Here is a 14,446-nt window from a genome sequence, read left to right on the forward strand (position 1 = left end):
TAAAGGTGCCCTATGTCAGATAAACAGCAAACACCCCAACCCCTCAATATTGTTAACAAAGATGAACGCACCATATGCAATGGTGCTGTCGTCCTATTCAAGCGAAACCGAAGCAAACGTTGGCAAGCCCGTATACGTCGAAACAGTGGAGAATGGGTTGTTTACAGTACGAAGTGTGCTGACTTTGAAAAGGCTATTGCTGTAGCTGAAGAGCGCTACAGAGAGATACAGTATGCGCAGAAGACAGGTAAGATTGACGTAACACGTAGGTTCTCAAGCATATGTCAGTTATGCCGCAAAGAACTGCTGGATGAAGCAGAAAGAACGAGCCAGCAAACACCCAAAAACTACGTTCAGGTTATAGACAAATATATCCAGCCAATACTTGGCAGTTACATGTGCCACAACATCGACACTGCTGCCCTGCGTATGTACTCAGACAAGCGCAAAGAGATGATAGGCCATGCGCCGACCCAGTCCACTATTGCCACCCACAATTCAGCCCTCAAATATCTCTTCCGCAAAGCACAAGAAAAGAACTTCATCAAGTTCATACCCAAAACCATAAATGACGGCGTTAAGGGGAAAAGGCGACCATACTTTAACAACAAAGAAATGAAAAAGCTCAATGCCAACATGTGGCGCTACATTCAGCACAGCGAAAAACTGCTTCACCAAAAAGGTCGCAATGGTATTGAGAACATAAGCCAGAAAACATATTGGATAAGAGAACTGCTAGTAGACGTTGTGCGCATACTGGTTAACACAGGCATGAGACCTGGCAGTGAGATCCTTAGCTTAAAATGGAAAAACTTGAGCATCACCAAGCAGCACGACAAGGAAAGCATCCAGTTCTCGTTGCCACACAGCAAAACAATAAAGCGTGTTGTTATTGGCTACGAACCCCATGTTCGTGAAGATGGCGTTAAATACGGCTGCTGGAAGCCGTTGGAAAATATCAAAAACAGATTCGACAATTTGAAAGATTTGGATTGGGACAAGCTGTTTGAATGCGACGAGTATATCTTCCGCTATCCAAACGGCGAGCTTGTAGTACAAGAGCGACTCACCAAAGCATTCAAACGTATGCTGAAATGGATAAAAGTTGACGGCAAGGAAGATGGATTATTGAAAGATGACTTTGGAGATGACAGAACCCTTTACTCTCTTCGTCATACTTATGCATCACGTATGCGCTACAAAGACATTAGCTTCGACGACTTAAGTGTACAAATGGGCACACAAGTAAATATGCTTGAGAAGCACTACAGCCATTTCACAGTTAGCGACAACCCAAACAAATTTGCAGGACATGAAAGACGTGCAGAAAAGGACAAACAAAAAGCGGCACAAGACAACAACCAGATAATACAGCAGCTACTAGAGCAGAACGCAAAAAAGGATGGGCAGATACAACAACTACTGGAACAGCTATTAAACAAAGAGAATGACAACTAAGCGCTATTCAGTTTTTGGAGTTGTTTTTGGGCTTTACGGATTTTGAGGTTGGCGGCTGCTTTTTTAGCTGAGAGTTGTGCCCTCTTTGCAGCTTGCTTTTTTAAGTCAACGCTACGTTGCTCGGCGCTTGTAACGACTTCTTCAATACGCATAAAAAATTATCTCTCCTACACGTATTTATCAGCAGTAAATTTAAATCAACTCAACTGCCTGCCGTTTCATTTCATCATTCACATCAATGTAAACTTGTGTCACCGCTATGGATCGATGACCTGCCAAACTTGCCAGCACCCGTACGCCAATTCCCTTTTGGGCCAGCGAGGTAATGAATGTGCGCCTTCCGCTGTGGCTACTGGCACCGCTGATGCCTGCTTTTTTGTACGTCCAGTAATACCACTGCGTCAGCGTGTTAGCAGAGAAGCCTTTTGACTTTTCTGTAGCAAACAACGGCAATGATTTGTTTTGGGTATTGCGCTGCGATAGAAACGCTGCCAATTCAACTCGTAATTTCTCATTCAAAAAGACCACTCGCGCATAGTGTCCTTTCGTCTGTCGGGCTGTTAAACGAATCTCGTGTTTGATGTTGCCCTCATCGTTCATCACGTCACTAATTTTAAGAGCAGCAATTTCCCCAACACGCATGCCGCTCCATATACTGCTCAGAACCAGCAATCTATTGCGAGCTGGGTAACGGGTGGTTGCTACATAACGTAAAACCTGATCAATTTCTGCTTGGGTGAGTGTTTTCGCTTGTGCCATTGTTTTTTCTCCTTTCAACCAAATAATTTATATGTGTAATTTTGTTTTCTTTGATGTTGAATTCCTACCGAAAAATGCTCCGCTAGTTTCCTTCCAAAAAACGCCGAAGTAGCAGCTACCGATATGAATTTCATTATTTTCTTTGGAGTTGTTCATAAATCCGAAAAACGCATAAACCACTTAGCGCTGTCTGATATAGCTGTGACCCTTCGTTGCTCAGCGATCATGTGCTGTAAGGTCATTTAGAAGCTCAAAGAGGGATTGTGCTGTGCTGATTTGTCTGCTGCGTTTTTTCTGTATGAAGTACTTATCGTTCTGAACTGGTGATTTTTGACCTATGCCACCTCAACAGCGAGCAAGCATTAACACTTCTATCATTTTGCTTGTGGGGTATTGTGGAAGGCGAAACTGCGTTCGCCTGCTCTTCGCTTGCGCTCATCGCTTATCTCTCGTCTCTTAGCAGCGAAGCGAACTAGATTGGTTAGGGAAGTTGAAACCAAAACGACGGCTATGTACTGTTTCCATTAAAAAAAAACAGAACTGCCGTCGTCATCGTGTTTTGGTCAGTGAAAGAGAACCACAAACACGACTGCGAGAAGAGCCATTTAAAGGAAGACGGTCGTATTCAAACTTCCTAACCACATTTAGTCGTGGTCGCTCTGCGGCACCCACCCATGTGTCAGCGATCTTCGCAGCAATCTGCTGACGGGTGCGGGGGCATTAGCCGTCATATTCCACCCCGCGTTTTTGCCCTTTGTTAATGCAGTGGCTTATCTGCTCTTATGCCTGTTGTTGCCTGTATTGCCTGTTTATGCCTGTTGCCTGTGTTGCCTGAACAGTTTCCGATTCACTTTTTTACCAATATTCAGAACACGATACGCTTGTGTTTGTGTGATCTTCTTCCGTAGCCGCTTATTATTGAATACTTCTGAATATTTTTTCAGTGCCTCTGTTTGTGCCTCGTTAAGCAAATGTGGAAAATCAGTCAGCAAGTGATGGGCAATGCTTGCGGCTTGAACCAGCTCCAGCGGCAAGGAGTGAAAAGTCTTCATTTTCAGACCGTTCTCCTTCAGCCACGTTTCTGTCATCTTCTCGTGCTGTTTGTCCTTTTGCTCTAATCGTTTTTCATCGTACCAGTGTAAATTGGTTTTTTTATTACGTCTGTGCATAAAGTTATTTATGCGATTGAAAAGAAATGGCTGAAAAAGATGGTTTTTTATTTGATCTGCGCAGAAGAGCGATTGTCTATCAACACCACCGGATCCGCTGCCAAATCAACAATAAATACAAAAATTGGGTCTAATGACTCGCTAGACCCAACTTTCGTATAGCAACGACAAGCTATTTCAGATTTCAACGACTCACTATGCTGTACGCGGTTAAAATACTTTTCACCACGCAAAAAGCCCCTTCCGTCGAAGAGGCTTAAATTGCATTAGGCTGAGTGATGGAAGGGCTAGGCGGCTAGCATCAACTTCTTATATTCGGTTGCAGCCCAAAGGAGTAGAGGTATCATCTCTCTCCAATCGCCATTATTGGATTTAGCAATCTCCCTCAATGCTACATCAGGAAGTATTGGTAACTGATTATCTGCTAGCACTTTTTTAAAGCGCTCAACACAATCATCTTCGCTGGCTGCGTTAAAGTTTAATTGCACGCATCTGCTCTTTAAGCCTTCATTAATGTCATGCAAATAGTTAGTCGTTAAAACGCATACGATATTTGTCCTATTCAAAAATGACTTTAGCGCTTTCTGCCCATCAGTTGTAAGATTGTCGACTTCATCAAAAATGAAATAATGATGGCCGGAGCAGGTAAAGATACCTGCCTTGTCAGCAATGGCATTACATGTGCTGAGAATGCTCGTTATATTTTTTGTTTTTTGGCAGTCGGTCGTATGTATAGCTGGATTGCTGCCGCCAAAAGTTTTTTCAAAATCATTCAGAAAAACCTCTGCATAAGTAGATTTGCCAGTGCCAGGCACCCCATACAAAATCAGGGAGTTTTTCCCGCCTTTTATTGGGAAGGGGTAGTTCTGACATAGAATATCTAGCAATTTGTTTTCGATACCTTTGTTCGCAAAGACCATATCGGAAGTCGTTTTCGGTGCAGTAATGTAATTCATAATTTTTCTCCTAAGTTTATATGGTTAATAGTTATTTAGGCTGCGAGTGTCTGTTTGTCGCCTTTTACTTGTGCGAGCAGATCTAAAACTTTTTGCCTGTTGTCCACACTGTCATCAGCGCTCTCTTCAGCTTTCTGTTTTAGATCGTCGTTCTTATGCTTGGCATTGTGCGTACTGTAAACATTAGCCAAAGCCGCACTAATGGCAGATTTGCCAGAAATCTTTGTCTTCTCGTCCTCTTCAACACAGAGATGCTTAATGTCAATTACGCCACTAGCGTTCATTATCCCAACCAGCACAACAGGCTTGTTGACGTTACCTGATGCGTACGCACTATCGATGGTGACGGAAGCTAACGTATCTACACTAGCCACAATCTCTTTACCTCTTTCAATACGCTCAGATCGCGTTGCCGTCTTCTTTGCTGTCTGCTGACGTATTTCTTCAATGCCGCCCTGCTCTTCAATCCACAGTGGAATGTCTGCTGCATATACTCCTTCCGTATTTGCAATGACATTTAGCACACGTACATATGAGCTAACCCGCTTGCTGTCTTTTTGTGTGCTAGTGAAGGCAACTTTAACCAGCAGCTCGATCAACGACGGCTTATTCCTTTTAAATATAATTTCGCGCCGCTTAGCTTCTTTTACCAGCCACGCTCTCTTCATTTCAGTAGCCTTGTCTTCGCTGTTCATTTCGTCATACAGCTTGTACAGGTCTGCGAGCATTTCATACAGGCTCTTATTTGCTGTACTGAATACTGTCTGCTCCCACTCCTGTCTGTGTTTGCAAATCGTTTCAAAACGATCTTTAAACGCCATAAGTGCGTTCGCTGCCAAATTCTTCTCGTTCACGTCGATTTGCTCGTTTTCTGTTTTGCTTTTCTTGTTCATAATCTGTTCCTCTCTATAAGGGAGTTGGGTGATGGCGTTATTGCCTGTTTTTTGTCAGCACAACGCTGACATGTACGCACTGAAGATAGACTTGTGACGCTTAGTGGACTTGCTTTGTTAGGATTTGCAGTTTTGTTTGACATTGTTTTAGCTTTCGTAAAAAGGGTTAAAAGATATGTAGACGTTGGTTTTGTGTTGTTGCTGTCTACAAATGCGAGTATATTTCAAATCAACTAATAAACATCGACTCTAACTATTCATTGCGATTTAGTTGTTAACATTTCCCTCATAATCGTTTTGAAACGGTTTAAGATGAAATTACGCTTCCTTGCCATACACCCGCTGATCGGCACTAAGCACAAACCCGCCATACAACATTTAATGGAGCGCAGCCCCTACTATTGGTGGTGGGACTACTTGCGCAGGAACGAGGACTACCTGGCCTGCTGTGATGCTGGCGGAACTGGTGAGTTAGCTTGGCTGTATGAGGATTTTGGTGATGTGCGCAGTGATGACTTTCGCAGTTGGTGGGGTGGGAGTTTACAGCGCGGAGCAAAGCTGTTTGCAGAAAAGCCCGTTGAGGTACGTTTAGAGCAGTTGGACAGTAAGGACGAGTGGGATGAAGATTGGCCTGATGACATTGAAGTGATTGCTGTCAATATGAGTATTGGACGGCGCAAGCTTCAGCAGTACTTTGCCAACTTCCTCAAGCGTGAACACAAAGGCAAACGTGGAAGGGTGTCATTAGGCCAAGTCAAAAGCACCGCAAAATATCCGCTTTACGGAAATTTCAGCCAACACACATTGCGAGTCAGATTAATTACGTATGATGCTTACATTGAGAACAAGAAGTTGCCTAAATCTGAGCAAGTGCCGCTTTGGAAGGTTGGAGAGAATTTGAGATTGGTGCCAACGGCGATGCCCAAACCTAATGATGGGAAATATGAGACTACAGACAAACACAATGTAATGACTGCAACTGTTAGTCGTTATGTGAGAGAAGCAAAGGCGATCATTGCCAATACGGCTAAGGGTCAGTTCCCAAACAGCAAAAAACCATCGGTCTAACAATGTCGTTTTAAACAACAAAACCGATAGACTGTATCTTTATTATGTGGGTATCTTAGAATAAATTCTGCGCATCGTCGCCACTTGCTTCAATCCTTTATCTATTGAATCCAAAGGCAAGAATCATGGAAATTAAAGTCTCTGTTTATAACGATAAACATAGGAACGAATTAAAAAAACGCTGTCCTATACACATATATAAAAACATCGCCAAGATCGATGGGAAGATTCTAGAAATTTCGAGAGAAGATTTTCTGATTTATTCCTTATTCAAAGAACAAAGGAATCACCCAGGATTTGAATACTTTTCAGATTTCAGAAAAAAGCTTCCGTATAGAATTGATAAATTTAATGACTATCTTGACGAAAATTCAAATACAATCACTGCTATTTTCGACAATGCATATGATCAAGAAGAGGTTACTGTGAATGTCGGTATTGGTGCAGGTCTTTCTGTTATCAGTCATATTCATGGGTTAACAGAGGCTGACTGGAATATAATTCCAATATCCAAAGTAAAGGACTTAGATTACTCAATAAGTTCAGACGGTAACAACATAGTCGAAGTTGAATGCAAAGGAGCTTTTGCTGACCCTAAAAAGAAAACATATATCTCAGATAAAAAGTTAGATATAGAAAACAAAAAAAAGGTCCAAAGAGAAGACATCAGGAATGAAAATCTTCTTTATGGCGTAATCACCTCATATGACAACTCAAAAGAGCTAGCTCACTGTCGAATCCTTGATCCTGTCTCAGACAACGAATACGATTCCCCTTGGAAATTACGGTTATTGTCTAGATTAAACTTTTATCTTAGGGAGTTGAGTCTAATATCTAAATCACACTTCTTAATTGCATTGTCAACCAAGCTTCAAGTTCTAAGACTTTTGGGAAAAGAGGAAATAGAAAGAACTGACAATTTGCCCCTTTCTAAACCGGATGGTGAGCCTTTTCCCTTCCCGATTTCATTCGAACACAAAACGAGAATACTTGATAATAGTGGATTTGGAGACATGCATAAAGTTGATGAGAACAAATATCTATTTTATGGTTTTCGTAACGAGGTAGTAGAGACACTAATAAAGCAAAATTACTCAGAAATTATGGACATGAAATTTCCCACACAGACCATTAACACACAGATAAAAGCTAAACTTCAAAAACGAGATGTCGAGCAACAACTGCACGGGAAAGTTATGCAAACATCTGCAGGTAGGCTCTTCGGCATTTTCCATTATGAATAACCATCAATAGAATGAAAAATGGCCCTTCCGCTCTGGAGGGGCCATTCTTATTTGTCAGGGTCTGCAGTAATTGTGCTTTTCAAGAAATTTGAACAGCGCCAAAAAATATGAGAGATTTATAGTAAATGAGATGACTAGATTTGTCTCATAATGGTTGGCACTAAAACAGGGAGGGTTACAACATGAGTTGCATATATGTCTAATTCTGTTTTGTGCTTCGTATGTCATCCAACCATGAATTAAGGGCTCTTACAAACTTGTTTTGTTCAGACCTTCTTGGCCAACGTACCCCATATTTATTATAAAGCTCAGATATATTATTGTAATCGCTGTGTGGGATGGTGACAGTTTCACCTCCTGTGATAGCTCTTGTTGGTGACTCACCGTCCCAATCACTGTTGACTGGAAACCCTACTTTAGCTAAACCAGAATCCCAAGTTGGATCTACATAAACATATTCACCATTAATCTTTATTTCCATTCCACTGTGGAAGTCACGAGTCTCAGAGATTAAATTAAGAATTTCTGGTGGTATAGGAAGGTCTGCATAATTATAAAGAACAGTTACCTTTCTTACCTCTAAGCCAGCACTCTTGAACAAGTAGTATAGAGCCTCTCTTTTGTGCCTACAATCCCCATTCCCTGTATCGAAAAGTTCTACACCAGAGCGGGAGTGCCAGCTCCTGATTTTGTAAGGTTGCTCCATTACAAATTTGAACAATGCAATCCTTGCTTCTTTTTCTTCTAACCCCTCAGTGAGGTTTTCTACAAATATATTTAAATTCCAAGGCACTTCCTTATTGTACTTTTCTCTCGCAGCTTCAATCCTCGCATTTTGTTCAATAATTTTCTCTTTGATCAATGACTGACTATCAACTCTTTTGCTCTCACTTGTAGTACTTGCAGCATCGATTGCATTATTATCGCAGCCACAAAGAATTAGAGAAACGACTAATAACAATAAAGGCTTAAACATTGTTTTTTTTGAAAACATAAAACGTGCCATTCATGCCTCCAAGCTCTTCTTTGTAAATTAAAGTGGTTCCTTCTCTTTCTGCCACTTCTATTGCCTGACGGTCCAACTCTGTCTTCCCATTGAATATTAGCAAACCTCCTTTATCAGAAGGACACAGCATGTTACAGGCCTGCTCAATAAATTTGAGGTAGTTGTAGTCAAAATATGCTGCACATTGAGAGTATATTACATCGAAATAGTCGGGACATTCTTCTAGCTTCCGTAGAGACAAAAGTGTTGAACCTAAAAAAGCGGGATGCTCATAAATTCCTTCAGGAAGATTGTCGTGCCATTTACTTAAATTTGTGAAGTGTAAAAACAGTTTGTCACCAATAAGGTCTTTATGGGTATCATATAATTCAGCTATGCCAGCCCTTTTCCCTGTTTTATCTTTTGATAAAAAACCGGCATAGCCAGCCCCTATCTCTAAATAGTTACATGCCTTTTTACCTTCTCTTGAACTTGTTATCTCAAGAAGTATATCAGTAATGTTATATCCACAATCTTCTGCCAGTTTGAAAGAACCACCACTTGAAGTCCAGCTGCCTGGGGATAGCAAAGACTTAAACGCATGTATTGGTGAGCCACTAGCTTTAGAAACAACGCACAGATACTTGATAATGTTTTTTCTTCTAGGGACAGGAGTGTTAGGCGGAATCTTCTGTGCTTGAAGGTCTCTTTTTAAACCTAAACGGATTTCTTTCTCGAGGGTTTCACTTAACTCAATACTTGAATCTTTGGCTCGTGATTTAATGCTTTCTAAATAGTAGCTATACATAAAGGCTCCTTTAATGCGAGTTGTTTGTCACTCTTGAAATCAGTTAAATTTCATCAAATTCATGGATGGATTTATAAATTTCATCGCACATATTGACATAAGTTGTGACGCTATCTGCTTCACCTAGAAATGACGATATTTTTCTTAGAAATGTGTTCCCTCTCATCCTTGCATCAATTGGAACCTGATGCTTTTGAGCCACAGAATCCATTAATGCAAGATATGTTTTGGTTTCTTCAAAACTCTTGGTCTTAGATAATACAAGGTCTTTTCTAATCAGGGCTGGGTCTAAATCAGTTACTTCCTCAACAGCTCTTTCAGTGGCAGATTTAATAGACACATTTTTAACCGGTTTATTGTTCTGCCCGACAAGATAAGCACTGCCATCGGGAAGATAACCTATCTCAACGATTTCCTCATTGAGTTTACTTGAATATATTAGTAGGTCTCCGTCAAGCTCTAGTTCTTTCTTGCCAAGTAAATCATTTACCCGTGCTTGCAAAGCGGCGTTGCGACAAGAGAATATGCCTGAGCAATAATCAGCAAAAACAAATTCTCTTTTAAGTGTTAAATCCTTACTTCCTGTGCCACTAATATGTGAATTTATTATAGGAATTAGTTTGTCGACTCCTGCCTTTATGCCTTCATCAATAGAATGTAATTTGTCAATCGCATAATCGGTGCTAACTTTATTTTCACGACAATAGTTGGTGATATTAACTTCCATAGGGCCAGAAGTTTTGTTTTTATAAAACCAAGGAAAATAATTTCTGACGCTTTCAGATAATATTGGTAAGTTCCTAAACAGCCTATTCTTTTCCCTGAAACCACTTTCTTGAGCAGTTATTGTAATGATGATTTTATAAATCGTATTGTATAAGTAGGTTCCTTCTCTGTATCCATATTTATTAATGTTTAATTTTATAGCGTCACAATAACTGCTGTAGTTTGCATCAGGTTCTATGTACGAAAACCTTTTAGATAGTTCAATGAGGGCGTTCTCGTGTCTGGATTCTGGAACGCCATGACTTGTTGTTAAACTGTCAATGTCATCAAAAAAAATAACCGACAATAAAATTAAGAAAGAGACCGTATATATGTGTTTGCGCTTCATCTGTGTATTTACTAATTCTTACGAACTAAGGGTATACACAAAACTCCCAAACCAAAGATGCCTCCTGCAATGGCTACATTAGTTAATTGTTTTTGTAAATGATATGCATCTAAAACTATCTTTATCTCTTGTGGGTTAGTAAGGCCCGTTCCATATCCTGCACTCGTCTCTTCTGAATTGTAAACTCCCCAAAAGTGAATCCCCGCTGAAAGGAGTAAAATCAATAAGGCTATAATTGTCGATGTTCTTCGCAAAAAAGATTTTTTCATAATACCCCCTAACTGTGAAATGCAATAATCCCTCTGATAGTGGGACACAAAATAGGATACAAATTAGCACGTTATGACATTAATAAAAACAGGAATTTGCTCCAAGGTTTGGTAGCTGAGACCTAAGTGGTGGCCCAGAAAATCAGGTATCAGTAGACACGTTAGGTTCAGAATATAGTGCTTGTGTAGGTGGTCTGTGAAAGGTGTACTTTTACGGCTACGGAGCGGCTACGAAATGACAGCTATAGTAATATAAAATACTTAGGCCACCTCGGGAGGGTGTCCTTAGCTGCTGTAAATACTGGTCGGGATGACAAGATCTGAACTTGCGACCCCCGAAGAGGAATTATGTTTCAAGGCTGCATAAAGAGAAAAGGCGACAACTATCCTGACACAGGGGGTTCTTACATCATCTAAGGATATTTAATACGCAGGGGCGAATGTAAAACCAAACCACTGCCTATCAGATCAAGTTCCGATTACTACATTTTGGCCAATCCAATTAGATTTGTAATTAGCATAGCAGAAACTTCTATATTTCGGATGACCATCCCAAGTGTCTGAAAGTAAAATGCTTTTAAACACAAAGGAGGTCATTATGACAGTACTAAATTCGTTCAAATTCGTGTCCTATAAACCAGTCAGCAACTCATCGGCAGAAGCTGCACGTAGACTTAAGCTTGTTGCGAAAATTTATGAGCAGCTTGCATTTGCTGCTAATGCCGATTACCAGCCAACTAAAATCAAGCGTGTAAAAGACGCTGACGGTAATGTTGAAAAGGTCGAAGTTGCAAAGCGTGTAAAGCGTTGGTGGAGTGTAACTGCTGATGGCAAAATCAACTTAACCATTCGCTATGGCAGCAAGCCTATCGAGTTTGCTAAAGGCAAGAACGCAATTGAGCTTGAGAATGAAGAGCAGGTAGCTGCAACACTGCTGAAGGTTAAAGAAGCTGTGCAGGCTGGTGAGCTTGACGAATTGATCGCGCAACATGCGCAATATGGCAGGCAGCTAAAGAGCAAAAACGGCAGCAAATAGGTTGCGCTGCTATGTGTAGTTTATATGCGGACAGGGGCGCGGACAATTTAGTACAATTTTTCGCGCATCTTTTTAAAAAACTGTTTTTATTAGTATTTTTAGCAGCTTGCTATTCTGAAAATCCTCGTGTCGGCAGTTCGATTCTGTCTCTGGGCACCACAAGATACAAGGCCTCGCAATCTACCGACTGCGAGGCCTTTTTCTTAGTTGCTATCACCCTTGCTATCATCCTCTTTCATCACCCTACACCAGCCTTGCTCTGACAGCTGGCACATTCTCATACTCTAGCCCAAACGATCTGGTCGTTGTTATCGGAAAACGCCAATGAACAGGCATTCCGGCCATTCAATCCAATCATTAAAGACGCCGACCGTAATAGCCTAAACGGCAATCAAGCAGTCCAAAGAAAGCCCCGCCATTGAGGGACAGAGTCCTTTACTTTGCATGGTTCTTGACGTCCTGGATGAAACTGAGAAAAGTCTTAAATCTCAAGGTTGCACACCCAAACCCCACAAGCAAAAAGCCACCCGGTTTGATGCCGGGGGGCTTTTCATTTAACGAAAGTAATTTAGGCTTCTACACAGCCTACTTCTTACCGTTGTCATGCATAACAACGACGTTGGTCTCAACGCTTTCTCCGACACCAGCCTCATTCTCTGCCTCAAACTTAACAGTATAAAGCCTGCCGTCTTTATCATTTCCTTTTCGCGAAGCTACCATAGGTATGGCAACAGAAAAGCTTCCATCAGCACCTAGCTGCAGAGTTTCAACCTTGTCCAGTTCGCCATACTCGTCCGTGAGCTGATACCGGGGACTATCAATTGAGCAACCCTCAGGCACAGAAACAGACCCGGACAGCTCTACATGCACCTGCTTATTGTTGCGCATATTGATAGAGTCCTGCGAGGCAACAATGTTCGAGAACAAGGGGACCTGACTGCAGCTCACAAAACTATCAACGTCTACATTGATCTCGAACTCAGCAGGAGCAACACTCTCGTTCGACCTGAGCCAGACAGTTTTCAATATCCCTTTATAGATGCCACCTTGCGCATCAGCAGGAACCTTGACCTGAAGGACAGCCTGACGTGTCTTGTACCAGGAGTTCAAAGACATATAGATTTGGTTGTTTATCCAACTGCGATCAAGAGTGCCACCGACATGGGCTAAACCGAAGCTGGCATAGCTGTTCGGTAAAGAAGTGTCTTCCAATGCCACTGTAATTGGCACCGCAACTGTTTCTCCAGGCGCAACATTAACCGTCAAGCCATTCTGCGCAAAGGTTATTTGCGCCGAGTGGCTCTCGGTAGAAAAGCACAGCAAGGTTAACGCAAGCAGCGACAGAACAAGCGCTTGCCATAAACCGTCGGAAAGCCCTTTAACTCTATTATCACGAGGACTCGCTGGAATTGATTTCATTGTAAACCTCCCTAAAAAACACAAAAAACCACCAGAGCATTGATATCCCTGGCGGCTCGGCTGGCATTGGAAGGAGAACCTTCTATTAGCTCCGTGGCTCTGCGTCCCGCAGTTTCCCACGGTTTGCTCTTGGCAGAGGATAGACCAAACAACTTGATCTAAATTGTTGCCAGTATATTAACAAGAGATCAAACAGAAGAATGTATTCTGAATCACAAAGTAAAATTTTCTTCAAAAAAACTGTGCCGAATGAGTATGTAGCGGTTTTCATCGACGGACATCAGGCCCGATTTTTTCCATTTATCAATTACGCGCGTGACCGTTTCACGTGTCAGGCCCGTCATGTCGGCTATATTTTGATGTGTCAGGCGCAGCTTCAACAACACCCCCTCGGGCACTTCCTCTCCGCGTTCTGCAGCCATTTCCGTCATTGAAGCCATCACGCGGTTAGAGGCATCGTTGAAATGAAGCATGCGGACTTGATTCCAGGAGTGGCGCAATCGCCCTGACAACAGCAGAAGCAATTTGTGCATGACTTTGGGCTGATTTTGGATAATTGCAAAAAAATCTTCTCGACCCACAATAAGAACCAGTGATTTTTCCATAGCGGCGACGGTTGCCGGGGTCGTTTGCTGATCAATAAGAGAAACTTCTCCGAAAGAGTCACCTGCACCATGAAAAGCAACGATCGATTCCTTACCGCCTTCAGAGGAGTAATAAACCTTTACCTCCCCTTCAAGGACCGAATACATGAACCTGTTGGTATCCTCCTCGTAAAGAATAACTTCACCCTTCTTGAATTCTCGCAGTGTAACTCGGCATGAAATAGACTCTAACTCTTCGGTGGAAAGGTCAGCAAATAACTGAGACTGTTTCAATAAATTCATATTGCCACTGGTGTTTGCCATATTATGTGCCGCCCAAAAAACAGGGAGAAGACCTTTATCAAAAGCTAGACATTATTACACGCGAAAACATCATAATAAACAATTTGTGTAAACGTCACACTAATTGTCATTCCATAAGCATTAAAAAAACTACTTTTATTTCAAAATCAAAGGAACAGTTCAGGCTGAAAAGATTGTCGCGGCAGGCTTGGCGTCTCCGACGCCCCCCCTAAAATCGCCATAAAAAAGCCAACAAAAAAGTAACCCTGGCAGGACAGCTTAGGATCGACTTCAGAAATTCACAGGACAACTCGCTATTGACATGCTGGTTTCGAATGAAGCCTGCAAGATGGGGTCAACCAGCGTTCTGCTTTCGGTAAT

15 protein-coding genes and 1 riboswitch are annotated in these 14,446 nt (G+C 41.8%); of the genes, 4 read left to right on the forward strand and 11 right to left on the reverse strand.

The annotated features are described in order from the left end of the window. The first annotated feature begins 12 nt into the window (after positions 1-12). The gene (locus tag P9J64_13540) at positions 13-1,458 is read left to right on the forward strand and encodes a hypothetical protein (GenBank protein MDG5469346.1); all 1,446 of its coding nucleotides are present in this window, start codon (positions 13-15) and stop codon (positions 1,456-1,458) included. Here the strand turns inward: P9J64_13540 and P9J64_13545 are convergent. The 5 genes from P9J64_13545 to P9J64_13565 all read right to left on the reverse strand — a co-directional run bounded on the left by P9J64_13545 (position 1,455) and on the right by P9J64_13565 (position 5,235). Continuing rightward, on the reverse strand, positions 1,455-1,610 hold the full coding sequence (locus P9J64_13545) for a hypothetical protein (protein ID MDG5469347.1): 156 nt from the start codon (positions 1,608-1,610) through the stop codon (positions 1,455-1,457). The two genes, P9J64_13540 and P9J64_13545, sit on opposite strands and share 4 nt — an antisense overlap. 40 nt (positions 1,611-1,650) lie before the next feature. Then, a complete protein-coding gene (locus P9J64_13550) occupies positions 1,651-2,217 on the reverse strand; it encodes a site-specific integrase (GenBank protein MDG5469348.1) in 567 nt (188 codons plus the stop codon). Positions 2,218-3,026: 809 nt separating this feature from the next. Continuing rightward, positions 3,027-3,386 (reverse strand): hypothetical protein, encoded by a 360-nt coding sequence (locus P9J64_13555; GenBank protein ID MDG5469349.1) that lies wholly within the window; start codon positions 3,384-3,386, stop codon positions 3,027-3,029. A 287-nt stretch (positions 3,387-3,673) separates the two neighbouring features. Continuing rightward, complete coding sequence (locus P9J64_13560; protein ID MDG5469350.1) at positions 3,674-4,342, reverse strand: AAA family ATPase; 669 nt, start codon at positions 4,340-4,342, stop codon at positions 3,674-3,676. A 35-nt stretch (positions 4,343-4,377) separates the two neighbouring features. Further along, on the reverse strand, positions 4,378-5,235 hold the full coding sequence (locus tag P9J64_13565) for a hypothetical protein (GenBank protein MDG5469351.1): 858 nt from the start codon (positions 5,233-5,235) through the stop codon (positions 4,378-4,380). Positions 5,236-5,547: 312 nt separating this feature from the next. Here P9J64_13565 and P9J64_13570 point away from each other — a divergent pair, with 312 nt between their 5' ends. Next, positions 5,548-6,303 (forward strand): hypothetical protein, encoded by a 756-nt coding sequence (locus P9J64_13570; GenBank protein ID MDG5469352.1) that lies wholly within the window; start codon positions 5,548-5,550, stop codon positions 6,301-6,303. 125 nt (positions 6,304-6,428) lie between these two features. Then, positions 6,429-7,547 carry a hypothetical protein gene (locus P9J64_13575; protein MDG5469353.1) on the forward strand — a complete coding sequence of 373 codons (1,119 nt, stop codon included), beginning with the start codon at positions 6,429-6,431 and terminating at the stop codon, positions 7,545-7,547. Positions 7,548-7,746: 199 nt separating this feature from the next. On the opposite strand, the gene P9J64_13580 is transcribed toward P9J64_13575, so the two are convergent. Genes P9J64_13580 through P9J64_13595 form a run of 4 tightly spaced genes read right to left on the reverse strand, consistent with a single transcriptional unit; the run spans position 7,747 to position 10,723 of the window. Beyond that, a complete protein-coding gene (locus P9J64_13580; protein MDG5469354.1) occupies positions 7,747-8,553 on the reverse strand; it encodes a transglutaminase domain-containing protein in 807 nt (268 codons plus the stop codon). After that, a complete protein-coding gene (locus tag P9J64_13585; protein MDG5469355.1) occupies positions 8,516-9,340 on the reverse strand; it encodes a hypothetical protein in 825 nt (274 codons plus the stop codon). Before P9J64_13585 ends, P9J64_13580 begins: the two co-directional genes overlap by 38 nt. Positions 9,341-9,383: 43 nt before the next feature. Then, positions 9,384-10,454 (reverse strand): DUF1615 family protein, encoded by a 1,071-nt coding sequence (locus tag P9J64_13590; protein ID MDG5469356.1) that lies wholly within the window; start codon positions 10,452-10,454, stop codon positions 9,384-9,386. An 11-nt stretch (positions 10,455-10,465) separates the two neighbouring features. Beyond that, positions 10,466-10,723, reverse strand: a complete 258-nt coding sequence (locus P9J64_13595; protein MDG5469357.1) for a hypothetical protein — start codon at positions 10,721-10,723, stop codon at positions 10,466-10,468. 598 nt (positions 10,724-11,321) lie between these two features. Here P9J64_13595 and P9J64_13600 point away from each other — a divergent pair. Continuing rightward, positions 11,322-11,759: a hypothetical protein gene (locus P9J64_13600; protein MDG5469358.1), complete on the forward strand. Its 438-nt coding sequence runs from the start codon at positions 11,322-11,324 to the stop codon at positions 11,757-11,759. Between the two features lie 585 nt (positions 11,760-12,344). On the opposite strand, the gene P9J64_13605 is transcribed toward P9J64_13600, so the two are convergent. Continuing rightward, entirely contained in the window at positions 12,345-13,178 is an 834-nt protein-coding gene (locus P9J64_13605; protein ID MDG5469359.1) for a hypothetical protein, read from the reverse strand. A 47-nt stretch (positions 13,179-13,225) separates the two neighbouring features. Then, a riboswitch (cyclic di-GMP riboswitch) is annotated at positions 13,226-13,316 on the reverse strand. Between the two features lie 74 nt (positions 13,317-13,390). Next, positions 13,391-14,086 carry a Crp/Fnr family transcriptional regulator gene (locus tag P9J64_13610; protein ID MDG5469360.1) on the reverse strand — a complete coding sequence of 232 codons (696 nt, stop codon included), beginning with the start codon at positions 14,084-14,086 and terminating at the stop codon, positions 13,391-13,393. Positions 14,087-14,446: the final 360 nt, after the last annotated feature.

This window comes from Deltaproteobacteria bacterium IMCC39524 (genome assembly GCA_029667085.1).
Lineage (GTDB): Bacteria > Desulfobacterota > Desulfuromonadia > Desulfuromonadales > BM103 > M0040.